Annotated in this window: 26 protein-coding genes, 1 tRNA gene and 2 pseudogenes; 19 read left to right on the forward strand and 10 right to left on the reverse strand. The window is 35.9% G+C overall.

The window, feature by feature from the left end; genetic code table 11:
• The first annotated feature begins 2 nt into the window (after positions 1 to 2).
• The 4 genes from JEM65_RS04995 to JEM65_RS05010 all read left to right on the forward strand — a co-directional run bounded on the left by JEM65_RS04995 (position 3) and on the right by JEM65_RS05010 (position 4,004).
• Positions 3 to 1,907, forward strand: a complete 1,905-nt coding sequence (locus JEM65_RS04995; protein WP_199597707.1) for a RecQ family ATP-dependent DNA helicase — start codon at positions 3 to 5, stop codon at positions 1,905 to 1,907.
• A complete protein-coding gene (gene fmt, locus JEM65_RS05000) occupies positions 1,904 to 2,857 on the forward strand; it encodes a methionyl-tRNA formyltransferase (protein WP_199597709.1) in 954 nt (317 codons plus the stop codon). The genes JEM65_RS04995 and fmt overlap by 4 nt, the downstream gene beginning before the upstream one ends.
• Before the next feature lie 194 nt (positions 2,858 to 3,051).
• The gene (locus JEM65_RS05005) at positions 3,052 to 3,324 is read left to right on the forward strand and encodes an HU family DNA-binding protein (RefSeq protein ID WP_199597711.1); all 273 of its coding nucleotides are present in this window, start codon (positions 3,052 to 3,054) and stop codon (positions 3,322 to 3,324) included.
• 119 nt (positions 3,325 to 3,443) lie between these two features.
• The gene (locus JEM65_RS05010) at positions 3,444 to 4,004 is read left to right on the forward strand and encodes a YqgE/AlgH family protein (protein WP_199597713.1); all 561 of its coding nucleotides are present in this window, start codon (positions 3,444 to 3,446) and stop codon (positions 4,002 to 4,004) included.
• On the opposite strand, the gene JEM65_RS05015 is transcribed toward JEM65_RS05010, so the two are convergent.
• On the reverse strand, positions 4,001 to 4,846 hold the full coding sequence (locus tag JEM65_RS05015) for an aminotransferase class IV (protein ID WP_199597715.1): 846 nt from the start codon (positions 4,844 to 4,846) through the stop codon (positions 4,001 to 4,003). The two genes, JEM65_RS05010 and JEM65_RS05015, sit on opposite strands and share 4 nt — an antisense overlap.
• 61 nt (positions 4,847 to 4,907) lie before the next feature.
• A complete protein-coding gene (locus JEM65_RS05020) occupies positions 4,908 to 5,300 on the reverse strand; it encodes an START-like domain-containing protein (RefSeq protein WP_199597717.1) in 393 nt (130 codons plus the stop codon).
• Between the two features lie 424 nt (positions 5,301 to 5,724).
• Between JEM65_RS05020 and JEM65_RS05025 the strand changes: the two genes are divergently transcribed.
• Both JEM65_RS05025 and JEM65_RS05030 read left to right on the forward strand, forming a co-directional pair.
• Positions 5,725 to 5,798, forward strand: a tRNA-Met gene (locus JEM65_RS05025).
• A 288-nt stretch (positions 5,799 to 6,086) separates the two neighbouring features.
• Positions 6,087 to 6,361 (forward strand): annotated as a pseudogene (locus JEM65_RS05030) (winged helix-turn-helix transcriptional regulator).
• A 189-nt stretch (positions 6,362 to 6,550) separates the two neighbouring features.
• Here JEM65_RS05030 and JEM65_RS05035 read toward each other — a convergent pair.
• The 4 genes and pseudogenes from JEM65_RS05035 to JEM65_RS05050 form a co-directional block, all read right to left on the reverse strand.
• On the reverse strand, positions 6,551 to 7,180 hold the full coding sequence (locus tag JEM65_RS05035) for a LytR/AlgR family response regulator transcription factor (protein ID WP_439953501.1): 630 nt from the start codon (positions 7,178 to 7,180) through the stop codon (positions 6,551 to 6,553).
• A gap of 123 nt (positions 7,181 to 7,303) precedes the next feature.
• Complete coding sequence (locus JEM65_RS05040) at positions 7,304 to 7,504, reverse strand: hypothetical protein (protein WP_439953500.1); 201 nt, start codon at positions 7,502 to 7,504, stop codon at positions 7,304 to 7,306.
• 117 nt (positions 7,505 to 7,621) lie between these two features.
• Positions 7,622 to 8,056, reverse strand: a pseudogene (gene tnpA, locus JEM65_RS05045) (IS200/IS605 family transposase).
• A gap of 414 nt (positions 8,057 to 8,470) precedes the next feature.
• On the reverse strand, positions 8,471 to 8,884 hold the full coding sequence (locus JEM65_RS05050; RefSeq protein WP_307810543.1) for a group II intron maturase-specific domain-containing protein: 414 nt from the start codon (positions 8,882 to 8,884) through the stop codon (positions 8,471 to 8,473).
• Positions 8,885 to 9,619: 735 nt separating this feature from the next.
• Between JEM65_RS05050 and JEM65_RS22325 the strand changes: the two genes are divergently transcribed.
• The 8 genes from JEM65_RS22325 to JEM65_RS05090 all read left to right on the forward strand — a co-directional run bounded on the left by JEM65_RS22325 (position 9,620) and on the right by JEM65_RS05090 (position 13,742).
• Complete coding sequence (locus JEM65_RS22325; protein WP_233530527.1) at positions 9,620 to 9,787, forward strand: hypothetical protein; 168 nt, start codon at positions 9,620 to 9,622, stop codon at positions 9,785 to 9,787.
• On the forward strand, positions 9,784 to 9,924 hold the full coding sequence (locus JEM65_RS05060; RefSeq protein ID WP_199597719.1) for a hypothetical protein: 141 nt from the start codon (positions 9,784 to 9,786) through the stop codon (positions 9,922 to 9,924). Before JEM65_RS22325 ends, JEM65_RS05060 begins: the two co-directional genes overlap by 4 nt.
• Positions 9,925 to 10,064: 140 nt before the next feature.
• Entirely contained in the window at positions 10,065 to 10,208 is a 144-nt protein-coding gene (locus JEM65_RS05065; protein ID WP_199597721.1) for a hypothetical protein, read from the forward strand.
• Positions 10,209 to 10,219: 11 nt separating this feature from the next.
• Positions 10,220 to 10,972, forward strand: a complete 753-nt coding sequence (locus JEM65_RS05070; protein WP_199597723.1) for a hypothetical protein — start codon at positions 10,220 to 10,222, stop codon at positions 10,970 to 10,972.
• 16 nt (positions 10,973 to 10,988) lie between these two features.
• Positions 10,989 to 12,671, forward strand: coding sequence for an SWIM zinc finger family protein (locus tag JEM65_RS05075; RefSeq protein ID WP_199597730.1), 1,683 nt, complete (start codon positions 10,989 to 10,991; stop codon positions 12,669 to 12,671).
• A gap of 393 nt (positions 12,672 to 13,064) precedes the next feature.
• A complete protein-coding gene (locus tag JEM65_RS05080) occupies positions 13,065 to 13,262 on the forward strand; it encodes a hypothetical protein (protein ID WP_199597732.1) in 198 nt (65 codons plus the stop codon).
• 62 nt (positions 13,263 to 13,324) lie between these two features.
• A complete protein-coding gene (locus tag JEM65_RS05085; protein ID WP_199597734.1) occupies positions 13,325 to 13,498 on the forward strand; it encodes a hypothetical protein in 174 nt (57 codons plus the stop codon).
• 70 nt (positions 13,499 to 13,568) lie between these two features.
• Complete coding sequence (locus JEM65_RS05090; protein ID WP_199597736.1) at positions 13,569 to 13,742, forward strand: hypothetical protein; 174 nt, start codon at positions 13,569 to 13,571, stop codon at positions 13,740 to 13,742.
• Positions 13,743 to 13,822: 80 nt separating this feature from the next.
• On the opposite strand, the gene tnpA (JEM65_RS05095) is transcribed toward JEM65_RS05090, so the two are convergent.
• A complete protein-coding gene (tnpA, locus tag JEM65_RS05095; protein ID WP_199597738.1) occupies positions 13,823 to 14,254 on the reverse strand; it encodes an IS200/IS605 family transposase in 432 nt (143 codons plus the stop codon).
• A gap of 558 nt (positions 14,255 to 14,812) precedes the next feature.
• Between tnpA (JEM65_RS05095) and JEM65_RS05100 the strand changes: the two genes are divergently transcribed.
• Positions 14,813 to 15,349 carry a protein-disulfide reductase DsbD domain-containing protein gene (locus JEM65_RS05100; RefSeq protein WP_233530528.1) on the forward strand — a complete coding sequence of 179 codons (537 nt, stop codon included), beginning with the start codon at positions 14,813 to 14,815 and terminating at the stop codon, positions 15,347 to 15,349.
• A gap of 291 nt (positions 15,350 to 15,640) precedes the next feature.
• Here JEM65_RS05100 and JEM65_RS05105 read toward each other — a convergent pair whose 3' ends face one another.
• Entirely contained in the window at positions 15,641 to 17,488 is a 1,848-nt protein-coding gene (locus JEM65_RS05105) for a PLP-dependent transferase (RefSeq protein WP_199597740.1), read from the reverse strand.
• Positions 17,489 to 18,198: 710 nt separating this feature from the next.
• On the opposite strand from JEM65_RS05105, the gene JEM65_RS05110 reads away from it, so the two are divergent.
• From JEM65_RS05110 to JEM65_RS05125, 4 genes are all read left to right on the forward strand, one after another.
• Positions 18,199 to 18,690: a YdcF family protein gene (locus JEM65_RS05110; RefSeq protein WP_199597742.1), complete on the forward strand. Its 492-nt coding sequence runs from the start codon at positions 18,199 to 18,201 to the stop codon at positions 18,688 to 18,690.
• Between the two features lie 15 nt (positions 18,691 to 18,705).
• Positions 18,706 to 19,518, forward strand: coding sequence for an alpha/beta hydrolase (locus JEM65_RS05115; RefSeq protein WP_199597744.1), 813 nt, complete (start codon positions 18,706 to 18,708; stop codon positions 19,516 to 19,518).
• Between the two features lie 69 nt (positions 19,519 to 19,587).
• Positions 19,588 to 20,514 carry a PD40 domain-containing protein gene (locus JEM65_RS05120; RefSeq protein WP_199597746.1) on the forward strand — a complete coding sequence of 309 codons (927 nt, stop codon included), beginning with the start codon at positions 19,588 to 19,590 and terminating at the stop codon, positions 20,512 to 20,514.
• A gap of 158 nt (positions 20,515 to 20,672) precedes the next feature.
• The gene (locus tag JEM65_RS05125; RefSeq protein WP_199597748.1) at positions 20,673 to 21,905 is read left to right on the forward strand and encodes a hypothetical protein; all 1,233 of its coding nucleotides are present in this window, start codon (positions 20,673 to 20,675) and stop codon (positions 21,903 to 21,905) included.
• Positions 21,906 to 22,442: 537 nt separating this feature from the next.
• Here the strand turns inward: JEM65_RS05125 and JEM65_RS05130 are convergent.
• Positions 22,443 to 22,700 carry a hypothetical protein gene (locus JEM65_RS05130; RefSeq protein WP_199597750.1) on the reverse strand — a complete coding sequence of 86 codons (258 nt, stop codon included), beginning with the start codon at positions 22,698 to 22,700 and terminating at the stop codon, positions 22,443 to 22,445.
• A 198-nt stretch (positions 22,701 to 22,898) separates the two neighbouring features.
• A complete protein-coding gene (locus tag JEM65_RS05135) occupies positions 22,899 to 23,240 on the reverse strand; it encodes a hypothetical protein (RefSeq protein ID WP_199597752.1) in 342 nt (113 codons plus the stop codon).
• Between the last annotated feature and the right edge of the window lie 247 nt (positions 23,241 to 23,487).

Below are 23,487 nucleotides of genomic sequence, written 5' to 3' on the forward strand. Positions count from 1 at the left end.
TGATGTCACACCCGATCACTATTTTAGAACGCTATTGGAATCATACGTCTTTCAGACCCTTGCAAGAGGAGATCATTGATGCCGTTATGAACAATGAGGATACATTTGTCTTGCTACCCACTGGGGGTGGCAAATCAATCTGCTTTCAGGTACCTGCCTTAATTAAAGACGGCATTTGTATTGTCGTTTCGCCCCTGATTGCCCTCATGAAAGATCAAGTAGATCAGCTTAAGGCAAAGGGCATTAAAGCCATGGCCATTACCAGCGGTATTCCATATAAAACGCTAGACACCCTTTTGGATAACTGCATTTATGGCAATTATAAATTTCTATACCTGTCTCCTGAACGTTTACAACAAACCTTGGTTCAGGACAGAATTCAGCAAATGCCAGTTAACCTGATTGCTGTAGATGAAGCACACTGCATAAGTCAGTGGGGTAATGATTTCCGGCCAGCCTATAAAAACATTGCTATTTTACGCCAATTGCATCCTTCTGTCAACGTCATCGCGCTTACAGCAACAGCCAAGCCTAAAGTGGTGCAGGAAATCATGACGGAACTCGATTTTATGGCGCCAAAGGTGTTTCAGGCCTCGTTTAAAAGACCAAATATTGCGTATATGGTTTTAGACACGCAGGACAAGCATTATAAAATTGGTCAGATTTTAAACAAATATCCCGGCCCCTCCATTATTTATACCAGAACCCGACGGGCGACGCTAGAACTCCATTCCTTTTTAGAATCGAAGGGCATTTCAGCCACCTATTATCATGGCGGCATTAGCAACAAAGAAAAGACTGATCATTTAGAGCAGTGGACCAACAACCAAAAAACGGTGATGGTAGCCACCACAGCTTTCGGAATGGGCATTGACAAGCCTGATGTAAAGACCGTCATCCACGTAAATTTACCAGAAAGTTTGGAAAGTTACTATCAGGAGGCAGGTCGCGCAGGACGGAATGAAGAGAAAGCTTTTGCGGTGATTTTAAAAAACTCAACGGACGAGCAGCAATTAAAACATCAATTTTTGAGCACTTTGCCTTCAGTAGAGTTTATTAAGAAAGTGTACCGTAAATTATGTAATTATTTTCAAATTTCTTACGGCGAAGGCTTTTTAACCCAGCACCAGTTTAACTTTAATGTGTTTTGCAAGACTTACGGTTTCCCAACCAGTACCGCTTACAATGCCGTCCAAATATTAGATAGAAATAGCATCATCAGCTTATCGCAGCAGTTTAACTACCAAACCAAGCTTCAATTTTTAATCAGCAGTCAGGCCTTATTTGGATATTTAAATACCCACAAGGCTTTTGAACCTATTATAAAGGCTATTTTAAGGACCTATGGCGGAATTTTTGATCAGAACATGAAGATCAATCTCCCCTTAGTCTCTGAAAAAGCGATGCTCCCTGAAGATAAAATAATAAGTGTACTCCAGCAATTGGAACGGGATGGGGTTGTTGATTTTCATCATTCCAACACTGATTCTGAATTGACCTTCTTACAACCCCGTGAAGACGACAAAACAATTAACAGAATTGCCAATATTATTGAGCAGCAACAAGGTTTAAAAGAGAGTCAAATTGATGCCGTAGTTGACTATATTTCTGATGACGACATTTGCAAAAGCATTCAACTCTTGGATTATTTTGGGGAGAAAAAGAGCACGCCCTGTGGCATCTGTACCGTCTGCCTTTCAAAAGCAACAAAAACGAAGCCCGCGAAATCAAAAAACATATCCTACAAAATTATTTTGCTTTTAGAAGCACAACCACTCACGTCAAGAGCATTGGTTGAGCAATTGGAATATTCAGAAAAAGACATCTTAGAAACCCTCAAATTGATGCTCTCAAATCATATTCTAGAGGTCACCAGTAACAATTCGTATAAAATAAAACACACATGAAAAAGAACGCTTTAAGGATTGTATTTATGGGTACCCCAGAGTTTGCCGTGGGTACCTTAAAACTATTGGTAGAATACAATTACGATATTGTAGGGGTCATTACCGCGCCAGATAAACCGGCGGGACGTGGCCAGAAACTACACCAATCTGATGTTAAAAAATATGCACTGTCTCAAGATTTAAGACTCTTGCAGCCCACTAATTTGAAAGATGAGGGGTTTTTAACAGAATTAAAATCGTTAGAAGCCAACGTACACATTGTGGTAGCCTTTAGAATGTTGCCTGAAGCCGTGTGGAAAATGCCAAAATACGGCACTTTTAACTTACACGCCTCCCTTCTCCCTGATTATAGAGGTGCTGCCCCTATTCATTGGGCGGTTATTAATGGTGAAGAAAAAACAGGAGTCACCACCTTTTTTATTGACGATAGAATTGATACCGGTGCCATCATCTTACAAAAAGAAGTTGCCATTAAAGACGATGAAACCGTAGGCACACTCCACGATACTCTTCAAAATATAGGAAGTGAATTAGTTATTGAAACCTTGAAGCTTATTGAAAATGGCGAGGTTAAAACCACCATCCAGCCAAAAGTGGAACAACCTAAAACGGCTTACAAACTCAATAAAGACAACTGTCAAATTGATTGGAGCCAAAATTTAGATCAGATTTATAACAAGATTAGAGGCCTCAATCCATTTCCAGCTGCGTGGAGCCATCTTAAAACAGATTCAGACATCTTAATGGTAAAGATCTTTGAAGTTGAGAAAGAAAAAATAGAGCCATCAGAATCTGTAGGAACACTTATTGCAACCAAAAACAACTTAAAAGTCGCTACTAAAGATGGCTATCTCTTAATTAAAGAAATACAATTGCCAGGAAAGAAAAAAATGGAAATAAAGTCGCTTCTGAACGGTTATAGTTTTAATGAAGGAGACAAAATGCTGTAAACCCTTGTGTACACTGATATTGTAAAAATCATGTTAATCCTACTCTACTTTATTAACAATTGACTAAAGTTATTAACATTAATTTGGATTTCCCTTGCTATTACTTGCGTGAATGAATAATCCGTATAATTTTGTAGAAGGATTTGACATAATGTTTAACCGAACTATTATTTAATAATTAAAATTATAATTTTATGAACAAAACAGATTTAATCAATGGAATGGCTGAAAACGCTGGAATTACAAAAGCAGCAGCAAAAAAAGCATTGGATTCTTTATTAACTGATATCGAAGGTTCTTTACAAAAAGGTGATAGAGTATCTTTAGTAGGATTTGGATCTTGGTCAGTTTCTAAAAGATCAGCAAGAGAAGGAAGAAACCCACAAACAGGTAAAACTATAAATATCAAAGCTAAAAACGTAGTAAAGTTTAAAGCTGGTTCTGATTTGAGCGGTGCTGTAAACTAACAAGTTACCAGATATAGGGAAAAGTCTGCTCTTTTGAGTGGACTTTTTTTTGGTTTTTTTTAACAAATTTATTGCATTTTTAGAAAATATGTTTTAGATTTATTTTCAAATCATGATTTATGATTACCATAAAACCAAAAAAAGGACATCTATTAATAGCCGAACCTTCTATAATCGGCGACACTTCCTTTAATCGTTCTGTTGTCTTATTAGCTGACCATACCAATGAAGGTTCCATCGGATTTATATTGAACAAACCGTTGGAATACACCTTGAAAGATCTGGTTCCTGATACGCTGGTAGCCTTTAAAGTGTATAATGGTGGCCCAGTTGAACAGGATAACTTGTATTTTATACATAAAGTTCCTGATCTGATACCTGAAAGTATCGAAATTTCATTAGGAATTTATTGGGGAGGAGATTTTGACATGGTTTTATCGCTCATCAATCAAGGTAAAATTGAAGCCTCTGACATTCGGTTCTTTTTGGGATATTCAGGATGGGAACCTTTTCAGTTGGAAGAGGAGCTTGAAACAAATTCGTGGATTGTTACTGAAAACATCTATAAAAAGTCCATCATTGAAAAAAAAGATGACAGTTTCTGGAAAGAAAAAATGCTGGAACTGGGCGGCGACTATAGCATCTGGTCCAACGCACCGGAAAACCCAAGTTACAATTAAGAGAGTCTTATTTTAGTATTGAGCTTGTCCAGCAACAATTTTGAGACCTCAGTAGTAAATTCCTTTTTCCTATATTTAGTAATAGGTTGTATGCCCGTAATGACATTAGTGATGAATAACTCGTCCGCTTTTTGAAGTTCAAACGGAGAAATTGCAGCTTCCTCTAAGGTGTACCCTTCCAATTTTTCTACAAGTTCCATAAGTTGTTTTCTCATAATCCCTTTCATACAACCTTCAGATAACGGCGGCGTTTTAATCACTCTATCCTTAACCAAAAACAGATTTCCGTTAAGTGCCTCCACCACCGTTTTTTCAGTATTTAGGAGTAAACAATTATCAAAATCATTTTCTTTTGCAAAGATGCTTCCCAATACATTAATACTTTTATTGTTGGATTTTAAAGTGGACAGCAGTCCTGGCGCCACATAAAAATCCTTGAAGAGTTCAACAGTGTACGAAGCCTCATTTAAGCTGTAAAAATCGGCATCCAAACGCTCTGACACTATGTTGTATTCAATATCATTAGAGACAGGGCTGTATTTGCCTCCCTCAACGCGATGCACATTAATACGCACCCTAGCGCTAGCTTTAGAGAGTTGATTGGCCTCAATAGTTTTCAAAATCTCATTCTCTAAAAACTCCATGGTAAAATTCATAGGGATTTCCATTCGCATGATGCGCATAGACGCCATTAGCCTAAAATAATGATCCTCCCAGAACAACACCTTTCCATGCACCACTTTAAGGGTTTCAAAAAGTGCATCGCCATAGGCGTAGCCTCTATTTTCTATTGATAATAAATTGGATGAAGCATCGTAGAGTGTGCCGTTGAAATTAACCATAAAAAAAGTCTCGAAGTTTTAACAAAATCGAGACAAATATACCAATTAAAAAAGAGTCTTCCTAAGCAGATCCTAAAACCTGTTTTAAATCGGAGATTTGATTTTCCCAAAGCATTTTTGCTTCTTCCACTTCGTCCTCATCAATAAAATCAGTTACAATAAGGGAAACATCCTTTGTGATTTCATCCACTTGTATTCTAATTTCAAAATAATAAGATTGACTATCTTCGTCATCAGTGAGCCATCTGAACTTTACACGCTCACCACTCTTTTTACTCAATAATTTTGCCTTTTCCTCACTGTCATTCCAAATAAAGGTAAACAGTTCTCCACGCGAGTTGACATTGTCAGCAAACCACTCGGATAAGCCTGACGGTGTCGATATATATTGATATAAAAGTTGGGGGGATGAATGAATGGGAAATTCCAATTCAAATTTAATTTTTTCTTCCATAGATGTTTTTTGTTAGCCCGCTCAATATATAATTAATTGTTTAGTATAAAAACAAAATGACGCAAAATTATTTTATCTGATTTTTAATTGTCTTAATGTTTGCGAACATTGAATTTGTTTTTATCTTTGCAGCCTCAAATTATGGCGAGGTAGCCCGCCTGAACGAATTTATTCGGGCAGGCTCAGTTGGTTACCTGCCCGTACCGACACCAGCCCGACAAGTCATTCTGGCGGGAGGTACGTTCGGGCGGGGAGCGTCGGATTCAGTTCTGACTTTCCCTGACAGTTTAATTTATGGCGAGGTAGCCCGCCTGAACGAATTCATTCGGGCAGGCTCAGTTGGTTACCAGCCCGCACCGAAAAGGTACGTTCGGGCGGGGAGCGTCGGATTCAATTCTGACTTTACCTGACAGTTTAATTTTATGGCGAGGTAGCTCAGTTGGTTAGAGCGTCGGATTCATAACCCGGAGGTCAGGGGATCGTACCCCCTTCTCGCTACTTGATAATCAGGCAGTTACATTAATTTGTGACTGCCTTTTTTATTGCAGGTACAACATAGGCAAAACATTAACACTTTTTAACGTTTCAATTATCAATAAGGACTTGGGATAATTTTTATTTGTTGTCATAACTTATTATTTAGATTACAAATTTATTCTATATTTACCTAATTGGCAATAACTCACCAAAAAGTGCCATAGTTACCTAAACCAGTAAATCACTGTATAACAACACTATAAAACGATAATTTTGAATAAAGAAAATAGCTGTCCTTTAAATTATACCATGAATTTAATTGGTACAAAATGGAAACCATTGATTTTATTTCATTTATTGGAAGACGATTTGCGTTCTGGAATATTACAAAAGAAAATTCGGGGAATTTCAAATAAAATGTTTACCCAAACTGTCAGAGAGTTAGAAAAAGATGGGCTTATTTCCAGAAAAGTTTTTCCTGTAGTCCCTCCTAAAGTGGAATACGGATTAAGTGCCAGAGGGAATCCCTTGAGCCTATTTTAAGAAGTTTGGACAAATGGGGTTTGGAAGATGTTCAGAATTAAATGACTATACTTAATTTCAAACAATCGTTGTAAGCTAACTACTCTGGCCTGATGTCCAAAGACTTTTGTAAAAAAAAAGCAATTTCCTTTTCCATATCTGTATACATAGTCTAAATTAATAATCACGAGGCAATCATTGCTTCATTTCAATATTACGATTAATGAATAAGCTAACAAAGAAAAATTTTATTATTCTATATTTTTCACTTCGTCAAGCGAATTAGAATTCACAAACTCCAAGAATTTTGGCTTGTACTGCTCTGACACCGTAATGCGTTGTTTATTTATAATGATTTGACTCCGCTCTATAACTTCAATATTTTTAAGCGATACAATAAAAAAACGGTGCACACGCATAAATGCTGTTTGAGGAAGTTCTTCTTCTAAAGATTTTAGGCTCATGAGGGTTAGAATAGGTTTTGGATTGTCCTTTAACCATATTTTTATATAGTCTTTAAGTCCTTCAAAATAGAGCACATCTGCCAATTTAATCCGCAATTGCTTGTATTCAGATTTTATAAAAAGAAATTCCTTTTGTTCTGAAGTGACGGTTTCCTTTTTTTCTTTTACCATCTCAAACCACGTGCGGGCTTTATTTGATGCCGTCAAAAATTCGGCATAGTCAAATGGTTTTAATAAGTAATCTAAGGCTTCTACTTTAAAACCATCTATAGCATAGTGGTCGAATGCTGTCGTGAAGATGACACGCGTTTCTTTGGGTAACATTTTTGAAAATTCGATACCGGTTAAATCTGGCATCTGTATGTCTAAAAAGAGTAAATCTACAGGCTCTGTCTTTATAAATTCCATCGCCTCAATAGCACTACTGCATTTTTTCTATAAAATAAGAAATGGCGTTTTTTCAACATAACTTTCCACTAAATTAAGCGCCATAGGCTCATCATCTACAATAATACAAGTAATTTTTATAGTGCTCATTTTCTAGCTGGTTTCAATTTCTAATTGCGCCACAAACCGATTGTCCTTTACAACCGTTTTAAAACTGTTTTTATTGGGATATAATAACTCCAAACGTTTTTCAATATTAGGAAGCCCGATTCCTGAACCGCTTTTATCGTCTGTCTTTTTAGGAAAGTTATCGTTTTCAATAGTAAACAAAACTGTTTTTGCATTAGTAGTCATGTTTATTTCAATGGTACTTTTCTTACTTGCCGAAACTCCATGTTTAAATGCATTTTCAATTAAACTACTACCAGCTTCAAGCTGGTAGATTTGATTCCGCCTACAAGGCGGCTAAAGCTACTCACTCGTAATTTTAAAATCTCCTTCTTCATTCTCCATATCCTGTTTCTCGATATATTCCAGTATCATTTCATCGGTTATCGCTCCTGAACTCACTACAAAATAGCCTCAAGCCCAAAAATACCTGCCCCAATACATCTTTGATATTGTTTTGAACTCTGACATGACCTTTCACGAACTCTTCCCTTTTATATATTGCATCAATTTACTTACGGATATATGTGGAGGAACTGACACGAATAAATGTACATGATCCACCGAAACATGTCCTTTTATAATTTCTACATCATTAGCCTTGCAAACCTCTCGTATAAGCTCGCGGACTCGTCTTGCCAATTCTCCTGTCAATATCTTTTTACGATATTTCGTTATCCACACCAAATGATATTTGATGTCGTAAACGGTATGAGACGTTTTTCTGTACTTGTGCATAACACAAAAATAACAAAACTAAAGTCTTCGCCTAAAGGCGAGGGATTTTCTCCCATTCCCCGAATTAGAAATTAATAATATATTTTCAATAACCGATTCTATTTTCTTTCTTTTTTATATTCTATTTGTACAGAACATTGATTTTGAATGAAAGTTCTGAAACTGTAATATTATTAATGTATTTCTATAACACTTCGATAATTTCATTTATTTTGGTCAAATGGTAGGTAACACATGTATAGACGCAACAAGTTGCGCCTACGTATTTACACACTTGACCAAATCAATCACAGCACAACTTCCAAATATCCTACCCTTAACTCAACGTTTTATCCATAGACGGCAAATCAACCGGATTCGTCAATCGAGTAGACGGGTCCGCCCCTAGTTAGGAACGGACTGCGGTTCGTCATTTCAGAACTTCACACGGAGGTAATACGCTAGCAAACTTTCATAACCTCTTTTTCTTAGACATTTTTTGGTAATGGTAGTCCCGAGAATAGGGCTTTGGGCTACTGCCCATCCTCCCATTCTTGTCCTACTCCAAGCAAAGGCTTGTCCCTGTTTTATTCCCAATCTAATGAGGTTCCTGCGTTTGCGCTCTGGTTTCTTCCAGTCATGCCATATACAGTAGCGAAGTCGGTTTCGTAGCCATTCATCCATCTTTTTAAGTTTGGTCTGTATATTTCCTAAACGAAGATTATTCAACCACCCTTTATAGATGAGTTTTAAGCGTTGTAGTCGTTCCGCTAATGATAATGGCAGCGTTTTCTTGGTAGCGAACTTGAGCTTGCGTTTAAGTGCTTGCCAAGCTGTTTTACTTACTATTAACGTTTCTTTTGGTTACTATGACATCCACGCCTGAATGACGCAGTCGGGCAGGTGCTGACCTCTCTATTTTACCGACTCGTAGTTATAGAGACCTCTCCAGGTAATGGCATCTTTCCTGCCACGCCAGAGGCGTGGTTTCTCTCGATCCCTGCCGCATCTACATATATGCACTTTTGGTATTCTTTTGGGCTTTACATTGATGTGGCTGCTTACCCATACATAAATACCTCATATTCTGTTTATTAACGGATTTGATATTTTGTTTGTGTTCATAGATTCGCTTCGTTTAATTCTGTCCGTCAGTAGCGTCCCAAGCTATCGGGATTGTAGTCCTGCTTCCTTCACTCCTCACCTCACGGTAGACGGGCTTGCAGCTTACTAATGTTAAAAGAGCCTGTCCTGAGCAAAGTAGAAAGGTTAGCCCCGCCCCATCCATAAAAAACCAAAAGAGTTATTTTTTCCCACCGCTCGCAGCCTGTTAATAAGTTTGAAAAGAAAAATCATTGAATATCCAAAACACTGGATATATTTGACATTAACTGTCAAGTGTAATTACTCAATTGATATTTCAGAAATGAAAACTAACAAATCAACAGGCGAAATTATTAGAGAAAAAAGAGAAGAAAAAGGGTTGCTCTTGCGACACGTTATATTGATACAGCCATACTCAGCAAAATAGAAAGAAGCGAACGAAAAGCAACAAAAGAACAAATCCTAAAACTTGCCGAAATATTGGATTTAGACAAAGACAATCTAATTATTCAATACCTGAGCGAAAAAATGCTGTACGAAATAAAAGATGAAAAACTTGGGAGCAAAGCACTAAAGGTAGCTGAGCAAAAAATGAAGTACCTATCAAAAGGACAGACAGGCATAAGCAAAAATAAAAGCGGAAATTGATGGAATTAAAATTAGAACTATTAGAATATCAAGAAACCGCAATCAAATCTGTTGTAAATGTTTTTGAAGGTAATGACAAAAACACGTTTGACCATGCCTGTATTGACGGTGTTCGTTCAAATATCTGTACGAATTAACAACCGAAATACTCATCAAAAACGGTTTTAAACTCAATCATACCTTAACAAAGCAAAAAGAATTTGAGAAAAATGAAATATACTTAGCATCAGATGCCTGCCGGCCGGACAGGCAGGGCGATAAAGAAACGCTAATCTGTTTGGATGTAATTATTGCAGACGAAACCGTAGAACATTTTAAAACCCATACAGACAAAAAATTAATTGTACTAGAACGTGCCTTAGACACCACCAAAAAATGGAATCTAAAACTCGCTATGAGCGATAAGTTTAATGCTTTTTAAACAGAAAAAAAATGAAAAATAAAATCATTAATTTATTTGAAAACAAAACCATAATCCAAAACCAAGGAATAAAATATGCTCAGTTATTAGAGCAATTTATAGAACCATTTGCAAATGAATTTCAGGATTCAGAATATATGGAAGATATTTTGGAGTTTGCCATAAATGCCTGGAATTTAGGTAATATGAAAGCCTTGTTGCCAGAGGGGGAAAGTGATGCGTCAATCAATTCTATAAGAGAAAAAGACATCAATGTTGACCTGTTAAGTAGAATGATTGATTATAAAATTGAAAAATTCAAAGAATATTCCAATTTTATTGTGGATTATGAATTGAAAGAAACGAGTAGGGATCACGTTTTATCAGTAATCACCCAACCTGAAGATGCTTACCTTTCTACTATGTTTAATACTATGGACGAAGAATTTTCGGAGGAAGATTTTGAAGAAAACCTTATCAATCGTAGTGCGATTATTTTAAAACCATTGCAACCTTTTTTTGATTGGTGTTCTAATTTGTATCCAGATGAAATAGACGATATGAAAGAAACAAATATGTATTTAATTAGTGAGGATATTGAAGACGTAGAAGGTTGGCTTAAAAAGAAATTCGATAAATTATTTATGCTTGAATTAGAAGCTTGGCATACCAATAAAAAGGAATGGCCTCAAAAACGCAATTACAAAATGTTTAAACAATGGTTTCAGGTAGATATATCGACAATGATTTTCGACTTAGAAAAAGAACCCGTTTCTAAGTATTAATAAAAATCATTTTTATATGCAAATACCATTAAACGAATTTGAGCAAGTTATTGATGAAAAAATCCTAAAAAGAGGATTGACATACTTTAAAGGAGGAGCAATAACAGATTTTTCAGAAATTTCAACCGGAGAATATGAAGCCATTGTTTCAGGAACAGAAGAATATACCGTTCAGTTAGAGGTTAGCAACAATACTATTGTAGCCCATAATTGCGATTGTCCTTATGATATGGGACCTATTTGTAAGCACGTAGTTGCAGCAATTTTTTATTTGCAACAAAACGAATTGGAATTGAATCATCCTAATTTTACAATTCCAAAAAAGAAAAAGACAAAATCCATTTCTCAACAAGTCAAGGAATTGCTAAGAGCAATTTCGCACGAAGAGTTAATAGAGTTTGTTCAAAAAAACAGTAATAAGGACAAAAAATTCAGAAACTACTTTTTAGCATCCTTTGGACATTTAAGTCAAAATCAGTCTAAGGAATTCTATCAAAAACAAATTCATTCCATATTACAAACAGCAGCAGGAAGAGATGGCTGGATTGATTGGTCGGATATGAAATATGTGGTAAACACCACAGAACCATTTATAGAAAATGCCGAAAAGTATTTGACAAATAACAATTTTGAAAATGTATTTTATATCAGCACAGCTTTATTAGAAGAAATGACCGAAGCCTTTCAATATGGCGATGATAGTAATGGTGATTTAGGTTATTTTGTAGAATCGGCAATGGAGTTACTTTCAAAATTGGTTCAAAAGAAACTTCCGGCTACACTTAAACAAGAAATCTTTGAATATTGCATTTCTTCCTTTAACCAAAAGCTATTTGAGGGTTGGGGTTGGCATTTGGGAATGCTCCATATAGCTTGCGAATTAATAGAAAAAGAGAGTGATGCTGATATTATTCTTGATTGTTTAGATACGGTTGATGGGAACTATGAAAGAGAATTAGCTCAATCCTTTAAGCTGGATTTACTCAGGGAATTTAAAGATAAACAAGTAGTAGAAAGGTACATCAATAAACACATTTCAAACTCATCCATCAGGATGAAAGAGATAGAAAAGGCGTTTAAAAGTAAAAATTTTGAAAAAGTACTACAACTCTCAAAAGACGGAATTAAATGTGATGAGAAAGACAAACCTGGTTTAGTTAAAGTGTGGTACAATTGGTTGCTAAAAGTTGCTCAATCACAAAAAGACACTCCAAAAATTATTGAATTTTCAAGATTTCTATTTATCGATAACTTTCATCCTGAACAAGATTATTATCAAATCTTAAAAGATACTATTGAAGATGAAAAATGGTATCCGTTTTTAGAAGAAATAATAAAAGAAATCACCCCTAAACAAAGATGGACTTACACAGAGTTAATTCGAAAAATATACATCAAGGAAGAGTGGTGGGAAAGGTTATTTCTTATGCTCAAACAAAACATATCTCTGGAGAATATCGAACAGAACGAATCGTATCTATCAAAAGATTATTCTTCTGAATTGATTGAATTGTACAGCGAAAGAATAATAAATTACGTAGAAAAATATATAGGAAGAAATCATTATCAAACAGCTTGCAGATATTTGCGCAGAATGAAAAAATTAGGTGGAGGTAAACAAGTAAAAGATTTGATAGAAATGTTTAGAAAGCAATATCCACAACGAAAAGCACTAATGGATGAATTAAGCCGAGTGTAAATACCAACGTTAAAAGTCATACATGTTGCCAAGTCGCTCCAAAAGCCAACCGCACTAGCCAAAACTTGTGGGCAGCGTATGCCCTGCTAACGCTACAAACAGAGCGTAAAAAATAAAAAAAAAGGTAAAGTTGAGTGGATGGCTCCGCCATCACCCCTCACACCACCGAGCGTACGGGTGTCCTATACGGCGGTTCGCAAAAAAATGGAGTAAGTTGTTAGATCGGAGTAACCTATCGGTCACGGTATTTTAGTTTGCTGGTTTAATTACTTTCATATGGCTTAAAGACATTTTCATTAAGTTTTGATGCGTCTTTATTTTACCACCTAAAAAAGCAGAACATCGTGCTGAAAAACCAACGCGAGGACTGCGGATTTCTAAAAAGTTGAAAAAATGGCGAATGAAAATGAAAGTAGAGCGGCTAAAAAAATGATTGATTATATATTGCAACATCAACTGGATTATTTTTATAATAATCCTGAAATGCAAAAACTTATTTTGGAGCCATTTTTGGTGTTTTCCTCAAACAATTTCTGTATAACCTTGCGACCCATCACAACAAACAGCCAGAACTCATGTTTTGACCAATAATTGCTTGAAAATAAACATAAAGCACTTCCACTAAAAACAGTAAAATATCAAATGAATAGAGAATGAATACTGTTGGTGAAAAACACCAACAGCGGCGTGAATACCACAAAGACATTGATAAGGTAGTCATTCAATTTACAAATACTGTAGACTTTGGAGCCATTGTTGGTGTTTTCCACCAACAATTTCTGTATAATCTTGCGACCCATCACAAACAGCCAGAACTGATGTTTTGACCAATAATTGCTTGAAAACAGACATAAAGCACTTCAACTAAAAAAAAGCAAATTCTCAAATGAATAGAGAATGAATGCTGTTGGTGAAAAACACCAACAGCGGCGTGAATACCACAAAGACATCGATACGGTAGTCATTCAATTTACAAATACTGTAGACTTTGGAGCCATTGTTGGTGTTTTCCACCAACAATTTCTATCTAACCTTGTGACCGCTCACAAACAGACAGAACTGATGTTTTGACCAATAATTGCTTGAAACTAAATCACTATGGACTAAAGTGCCATAGGTTTTTAAATCTGACTAAAGTCAGCAGTACGTGATTACTCAAGTATAAAAGCGTCTGTGTCGTTATCGGATTTTCTGTGATGCTCCAAATACTCATTCACCATTTTGTCAGTAATGTTTCCTGTACTCCAACATCCAAACCCAATCGCCCAAAAATGGCGTCCCCAATAGCGCTTGTTCAACTTAGGAAATTCTTGCTGTAACCTTCTTGAGCTTCTCCCTTTTAACTTTTTCACAAGACTGCTTATATCTTGGGAAGGACGGTATTCTATGTGCATATGAACGTGATCCTTGCTGACAACACCCTTCAAAATATTCACGCCCTCGGCATCACAAACCTGTATCAAAAGCTTACGGCAACCCGTCTGGACATCACCAAGCAGAACAGGATAACGATATTTCGTACTCCAAACTATATGTACGGTCAACCTAGAGACTGTATGACCATTTACCCTTTGATCTGCCATAAAACAAAGGTAGGTATTTTTAGAAGCTAAAGCGAGATGCACTAAAGTGCATAGTTTTAACTATTTCTGAGACCAATAAACATAAATCACTTCAACTAAAAATAGTAAAATGTCAAATGAATAGAGAATGAATGCTGTTGGGAAAAACACCAACAGCGGCGTGAATACCACAAAGACATCGATACGGTAGTCATTCAATTTATAAATACTGTAGACTTTGACGGTTATAATTGTAGTCTATCAAAAATAATGTACAGTCGAATAGTGAAAATATTAAGGAAGAAAAACAAAAAACAACCAAATAAAATCTGAAGTCCAATGGCAATCTTAGTAGTTGTCGCCGGTGTATCGGCACCTAATAACGCGTCGGTTCAGTTGGGACCTGAACGCAATTGCGTAAGAAGAGAGAGAGAGAGTATTAACAATGTTGCCGAAGTTTAGCTTGTAGTAGATTATACTAAATTTGCTCCTTTATCCTTCCTGATTAACTAATAAAATTCATAAATTGTAAACTCCTGCCATTTCGGAAAAAACTTGAGTTAGAAAAATTATAGAACTATGGGAAAAATAATATATTCAATCTTGATTTTTACTTTAATTAGCTGTAAAAGCGATACACAAACACACGACTTAAACAAGAACGAAATCAATACCGAAAACTTAAATTCAAAATCAGTTATAATAAATGACACGGACACAAATGACCTCATGATTATTGAGCCTGTAAAATGGACTACAGAAACTAACAAAGTATCAGAAACAGAATATGAATTAAAAATTATTGCCAATATTGAAACAAATTATCATTTATATTCCCAAGAGTTAATAGAAAATGGACCCTTGCCAACAATTTTTAGTTTTGAAGAAACTGATGATTATGAATTAATTGGAATCACGTCTGAAGAAGAAGGACATACATCATTTGACCCCACCTTTAAAAAGGAAATTAAATCTTTTAAAACAAAAGCTACCTTTAAACAAAAGATCAAAATAAAAGAAAAAAAGAATTTTAAAATTAGTGCAGAAATTGAATTTATGTCCTGTAACGATTCAAAATGCATGACGGGCTACAGTGATGTAGAATTTCAAATTTAGATTCAAAATATTACACCCAACACACTGGATGAGCTATAGCTTGATCTGTGCTTACTTGGAAAATCCTTCGGATTTAACAAAACAAGTTTTGATAAAAAGAGGTTCCCGCTTGTTTTAAATTCCAACTCTCAAAAAGAGAAATTCAAAATATTTCACCTCCTCTTTTTAAGTATTAAGTCAAAAATCAATTTTTTTTAGAATCTGAAAAAAACCCAACTGGGACATCTCTCTTTTCAGCATATTCTATCCCAAGGAATTCTATTTGCCCATTAGATCCACACCACTTTATATCTACATAATTTTAACAAAATCCAAAAGGACTTGTTTATGACGTTCAAGATCCAAATTAGGAGACAATGAGACCCGGACAATATAATCCTTGTCCCCTTCTTTGGTGGTGCCTTGAGTAGATGTGGCCGGAATGGTCCAATAACTTCCTTTTAACTGGCCATAACTGACACAAAACTTGCTCTCATCAGGAATTTCAGTAATCATTAGATTGATTAACTTGAGATTTAACGCCCTTTTATAAGCTTCTTTTTCTTCATCGCTATTCCCTTTTGTGGGAAGTCCCAATGAAAATACTGACGGTGTAAAACCTTGTTGTGCCAACTCTTCTGAAACAAAATTGATTTTTGCCTCTGGTAAGGCCTTCTGGATAAAGTTTACAAACTCTCGTGTGTTGCTATAAGCCTCTGCAATTCTTTGATTCATTAAAGGCATCTGTTTTGCTAATATTTCATATTGAAGCGGTGTCGCCTCATTATCGCAAAGATGTAAGTGGGTTTCTATTTTTTCCATCAGCCCTTGCGTTTTCTGATTGCCTACACAATATCCAGCAGTACATTGACCGCCACTTGGAAATTTTGATCCGCTCACATAAGAAAGGGTTTTAACGGTTGAGAGGAGATCCCCTTCACCCAAAAAATGGTAATTGGGACAAAATGTTTGATCTAAGATAAACACAGGCTCTATGGCAATACCTTCTTTGGCGGTTTTACGCTCTTTACTTAACACAGCCTTTAACGCTAATAGATCTGGAACCTCAACCCGAGGGTTTGTGGGGATTTCAGCAATGATATAGGGCACGGCATCTTCTCGGGCAACCTGAGCAAGAACGGCATCAATACTTGCAACCATATTATTATCTCCATCCACTAATAAGTCTACCACCTCAACATTGTCAAGACACTCCGCAACGCGCCTTGCTTGATCATTTGTGCCACCGTAACAATTTGGAGGCACAATCAATTTGATGTCTTTTCCGTTATGGTTTTCTACGGCGTCGTGAACCAGGCCCATCATAATCGCATATTGCATAGAGAGCCCGCTAGATGCAACTAATGCCTTTGTAGGCGTGTTGGCCACCTCTTTAATGGACTTCAGAACACGTGCTTTATTGGTCTGTAAATTATTTTCTAAACTATTATCACGATTAGATGTATGCGTAAGCAACTGTAATGCTGTTAAACAATTAGCTGGTGTCATTGCAATGGTCTCTCTTCTTCTAACATGTTGAATGTCTGAAATATAATTGTCGTTCTGTTCCCCATTTACTAATAAAACACTTCCAAGCTGATCATGCAGTCCAACATAAAAGTCGATGGTTTTGGTGAGCGTAATGCTTTGAAAGTCATCCTGTTCTGAAATAAAAATAGAACTGCCGTTACCGGCCGGAACATCCTCAACGTTTTCGACCTTTTGTAAATCAAAATTATACCCATAAACCGTTTTTAACAGTTCAGCGTCAAAAGATGCAGGTAGCTCTCCTTTGTAAAAAATTTGGGTATTTGTATTGTCTAACGCATTTTTTCTCAGAATGGCCAAAACAGGAATCGTCTTTGAGGAAAAACTGATGACATTTTTGGGGTTTATACCTTTTACATGAGCCACTGTCCATTCTAGGATACAAGATAGTGGATGGCCCAATCGAATATAATCGTAAGCCGTAGGTAATTGGCGTAATGCGATGGATTCAGAGTTATTGTTATTGAATAAGTCTTCAAATTCCTGTAAAAATTGGGTTTTGGCTAACTCTTCATTGTAAATATCCAAGCGGTGCGTTGTAAGTCGCAACCAATCAGTAGGCATATTTTCTAGGACTTTTGCAATATAATTTAGTATTCTATTCACTTTCATAATGTTCACCGTTTTATAAGCCTGCAAGATACAGTAATTAGATTTTTTTAAAAAGAGCCTGCCCCACATATTACTGCACAATATGTAATATTATTTATAATGGTATACCGCGTATTTGTAGGCATGCAAACGGCATATTAAGAAGAGGACTTCATTGTTAACAAGTCTTTGAACAGCTACAGCTACGACAGAACAGTGTAAAATAGTTGCCATTACCTTATATATTAAAAATGATTACATTTATCTTTAGATGCTATGACTACATATATAGGAAATTGGTATATCAATTAAATGATTCCATGATGAGCAAAAATATTTGAACGCCTATGAAATATTGCCCAAATTGTAAATCAGAAGTGGATGACCACTTTGAATTATGTTGGAATTGTAATTACAGCTTTTATGATAAGAAAATTATTGAATTTGTAGACTCTACTGAATCTCTCAGAGAGATCAATTGCTTAAGGTGAGACATTCCAATGAAACCCTCTGGGCAGGTCAAATTTCACGAAGGAAACAGAATTGGAGTTTTTGGAAGTATATTTGAATTGTTACAAAACCGGGAGTCTTTTGATTTATACCATTGTTCTGAGTGTGGAAAGGTTGAATTTTTTATTCCCCAAGATGCAGTGCTTAGACCGAAGTTGTAGCGTTCTAAAGTTTTTATGCCGGCATTAGGAATTTAATACTGGCCCAGAATTCAATAATTGATGAACAAAGAGATTTTAATAATTTTAGGCAGTCCCAATGCATCTTCCGGACAATTGAGTGCCATCTCAATAAACCGATTGAATTACTGCGTTGAACACTATCAGAAGGGAAACCGTGTCCTATGCACTGGGGGTTGGGGAGTACATTTTAACACTTCAACAGCGTCGCACGCATCATTAGCCAAACAATATTTAATTGAAAAAGGCGTTTTGGAAGACGATTTTTTGGACTTTGCTTTGTCCGCAAATACTGTTGAAGATGCCGTAAAAATAAAACCTATCATCACAAAATTTGAAAACAGTAACTTAACAATCATTACTTCTGATTACCATCTAAAGAGGGTGAAATTAATTTTCAATACCATCTTGAAAGCGTATGCTTTGAATTTCGTTGGTGTGAAAAGCAATTTAGAACAAGATGCTTACAATGCATTAGTGCAGCACGAAAAACATGCTATAGATGCTATTATTCAAAACGGTCTGTATTTTTAAAAACCATTATAATTTATGAAACCAAGATTACTCCTACTCCTTTTAACTTTCAACACATTAATCGTTAGCGCATCGCGAGTAGACACACTCATGGTGGCAAGCGCATCCATGAATAAATCTATTCCAAATTTAGTCATACTACCTGATCATTATTCCGCTGAACAAGAAAGTTACCCCGTATTATATCTGCTTCATGGCGCGGGTGGAACTTATGCAGATTGGGTTTCTAAAGTTCCGAAGTTAAAAGCCTATGCGGACACTTATAATCTTATAATTGTTTGCCCTGACGGCGGTCTTACCAGTTGGTATTTTGACAGCCCCATGGATGTAAAAATGAAATACGAAACCTATATCTCAAAAGAACTCATTAACGCTATAGACACCACATACAACACTACGGCTGAAAAATCTGGGAGAGCTATTACTGGTTTAAGCATGGGAGGTCACGGGGCATTTTATCTCGCATTTAAACATCAGGATATTTGGGGAGCTGCGGGTAGTATGAGCGGAGGATTAGACATCCGTCCGTTTCCTAATAACTGGGATCTCAACAAACGATTGGGTAATTATGCCGAGTATAAAGACAATTGGGAGGAAAACACCGTCATTAATATGGTTTATAAACTCACTGACAACAGTTTAAAACTCATATTTGATTGTGGAATTAGTGATTTCTTTTACGATGCCAACAAACGTTTACACGAAAAACTAATGGAGCGAAATATAGCGCATGATTATATTGAACGTCCCGGAAATCACAATTGGGCGTATTGGTCAAATTCGATACAATATCAACTGCTCTTTTTTAACGACTATTTTAAACAATAAAAAGTGGTTACTCTTGCCGTGGGCAACAACTCTTAACAGGGTTTATCATTTATTTTAAACAAACATAAAATGAAAATAATCAAACTTGTAATTCTCCTTTTTGTTTCACAGGTAATAACAGCCCAAAATTCTGCTGAAATCACCCAATTTAACGAGGTACTAAATCAGTTTATGAATGTCCGTGATTTTTGTATGTCTAAAGATGGAACTGAAGCATTTTTCACCATACAAAGCCCAGGACAAGAAATTTCACAATTAGCATCTCTTACAATGAAAAATAATATATGGTCACAACCAGAACTGCTCCCCTTTTGTGATGTGTTTATGTATTTAGAACCTTTTTTGTCCTATGACAATAAGCGCTTATTTTTTGTATCGGATAGACCTTTGGATGCCTCCTCTGATCACAAAAAGGATTTTGATATTTGGTATAGTGACAGGAGTGGTAAAGATGCGACCTGGTCAGAACCCAAAAACATGGGAAAACCAGTGAATTCAGTGTTGGACGAATTTTATCCATCCGTCAGCAAAAATAACAATCTCTATTTTACAATGGTATCTCCTAAAGGGTATGGAAAAGATGACCTCTATGTTTGTAAATGGGAAGACGGTTCCTATTCTAACCCGACATTATTAAACAACAACATTAATAGTGAGGGTTATGAATTTAACGCCTTTATCTCAGAGGAAGAGGATTTTATAATCTATTCAAAATATAACGAAAAAGATGGTCAAGGCAGTGGCGATTTGTACATTTCAAAGAAGGATGCCGACGGAGAGTGGAAAAAGCCAACAAATTTAGGCGTTCCCATAAACTCCAAATACATGGACTATTGCCCGTTTTATGATGCGCAAAACCAAATCTTGTATTTTACAAGCAAGCGCAATACACTTAAGTCCAGAAAATTCAGTTCGATTTCTGATTTAACATCCTATCTTAATCAAAGTCATAATGGCAACAGCAAAATTTATAGGACGTCCTTAAGTATAGAATAACCTTTAGTCAAAATCCCTAAATTTAACTCCCCCAGCCAAGCCCACATGCAAATCTCTATAACTATTGATATTCTATTCGGTTTGCATTTGATAAATTGGGTGGCTAATTACACAACAAACCATAAACAAACACGTTAGCAGCAATTAACCCAGCACATATGAAAACAACCATTTATAGTATTTTGTTCTTGATTACCCCTCTCCTATCCTTTGGACAAATAGTAAGCGACTCTACTAAATTAGAAGGGCTTACCAAAGAAATAGAGAACCTGAAAAAAAATAATGAGACACTTTTAAATAGTCTTGAAATTACTGGAAAAACGCTTAACGAATTAGTTCGTGATAAAAAGGTTTCAGATGAAACCAAATGGAACACGATTAAGAGAAACATCAATGGTTCAGCGCAATTATATAAAGTACTTAGTGATGATATCATCAATTTAAAGTCCCGATTGACTGATGAAGAGTATCAAGGCTATATCAAATCCTTAAGTAGTATTCAACAAGGTCCTTTAGGATTTTCATTTCAAGATGTTATTATAAAATCGGCGACCTCAATTGGGATCTTTGAAAAAAAGTCAAAGCTTAATCGCTTCATAGATATAGCCAAAAACGTTATGAATAGTCCGCTAATATCAAGTATTCCTTTTGTTTCTAATGCCGTTACGGCCTCAAATTCAATTCTTGATATCGCCTACGGTTCATCAATGAACGATAAACACGCCGATTTGGAAAAACTGAGAAAATTTGAAAACGAGCTCAATAAGTACCTCACCTACTTTACAACTTTAGACAAGGCAAACATCTTAAATCAATCTTCAAATGGCGACCGACGCGTACTTTTGGAAAATCTACAGCTTGATCTTTTAAACAAATTAAAAAAGGACGCTCCTCGATTGAAATTTACCGCTACTGACAGAAAAGAAAATGAAACCATAGACGCGTATTTTAATAGAGTTTTAACGTCCTTTAATAATGAATTAAGCAACAAGCATCTTACGGATATAGAAAACAAATATAAGAATGATCGAGGTGAAATTAACTATTCTGAACTGCTTCAAAAAGAGATGGATGTTAAATACTATAACAACAACATTGATATGCTTGTAGAGCTCGCTAAAAAATATACCCTCTATTATGAAAACTTTTTTGAAGTTGCTGACAATTATCAAAACCGGATTATTGAAGCCATAAATGTAGCCCAAGCAAATGGGATCATCGAATCTAAAAAAGACAATGGACAAGAGTTAACGCCTGCACAAGTCTATGCTGAGATCATAAGGAATTTAAAAGACAAGAAAGTTCAGAGGGATAATGGCATCAGAAATAGTATCAACATACCAGAACTGAAACAAAAAATGGAGAGTGTTGAAGATTTTAAATTAATTTAAAACACTTCTACATTTATTTACAGGGGGTCTGTCATTTTGTTTTGATAGCAATGCCAAAATTTGAGCGTATTAAAAAAAAGATGGAGATGATGGAGATATCGTGGGAACAACTTGATGAACTCCTATTGTGGCCTGACAACTTCTGATGCTCTTAAAAAAGCTTTAACAGAATTACAAGCGCTCAAAAATTATTGTGAAACAGATTAGGTGGCAATCCTCAGATGGCAATCACAATAAACCACTATGGATTGGGAATCCAAAGGTTTAAACAAAAGAATGAAATTCTTTTCTGAAAATAGTTTGTCATTCCGAATGAGGCACGAAGAGGAATCATATTATTATAAGATTTCTCGTCACTCGTTCCTCGCTCTGTCGAAATGACAACATACGCTTAAAAGTTTATATAACTAAAGTAACTGCAATGAATCCCGATAGCTATCGGGAGCAGAGTTTTAACCTTTAACTAAGCAATTATATGTAGCAACTCACCCCCTCTTTTAAGCAAATCCATTAGAGTACAGTGGTTGGGTTGAACAGTTAAACATTCCAAGTCATAATCTCATTTCTAACTTCGGCAATGCTTCTCTTTGTACGCGTGGCAATACTTGACAACATCTTCTCAAATTCGCCTAAAAGGTAACTCGTATCGCTTTCTGTCAGATCAGGATATTTACGCATATAATCGTCTTTAATAACGGCCCATTTTTTCTGTAAATCTCCGGTAGGTTCCTTAGTGTTACTAACAATATTCTGGTAGTCATCTCTTCTATCTGGGTCTTCTGGTTTTGTGCTCATAATAATCGTTATTTAATTAAATCAATCTAAGGTAAGGCACAAAATTTATTGCTATGAACTCAAAAGGTAATATTTTAAACCTAAACACGTATTGAGGTGAACACACAAATTTGGAAACAAAAAAACCCCATCTATGATGGGGTTTCATACCAAAGGTTGCAAATGGTTTAACAGGGGTAACAGTATAACCCTTTGGTATTAATTCTTCCAATTTTTAATTTCATCATTCACCTCATCTCTGCTTCTATTGGTCCGTTGCGCAATACGATCGGTCATATTATCAAAGTCCCAATCGCGATAATTAAGGTCTTGGTCCGTCAGGTTTGTGTAACGCTTTCTGTAATCGCTTTCTATATCCGTCCATTTGCTTTCAATATCGCGAGAGGAGGTGTTACGTGAGTTGTCCCGTTGCTCATCTGTGTTTCTATCACCGCGTTGATCTTGATGTGAAGATTGATGTTGGTTTTGATTCTGATTGCGTTCATTGCTTTGTTGATCTTGGTCACGATCATAATTGCGATTGTCATTATTTGTGCTCATTTATTATTAGAAATTAATAATCCTTTATTTCGAAATTATACATTCTTTAAAAAGAAGAGAAGTCCTATCTCTTCTTTTTATTGCCTAAAAAAAACACTTTATCCAAAACCCAACCCTTTGAATTCTAGTACAATCACCACTATAAAGCAACAAATAAACCACTATGAATTGGAAATCCATAGTTTTAAACAAAAGAATGAAATTCTTTTCTGAAAATGGTTTGTCTTTCCGAATGAGGCACGAAGAG

This window comes from Gelidibacter salicanalis (assembly GCF_016469035.1).
In the GTDB taxonomy this organism is placed as follows: Bacteria; Bacteroidota; Bacteroidia; order Flavobacteriales; family Flavobacteriaceae; genus Gelidibacter; species Gelidibacter salicanalis_A.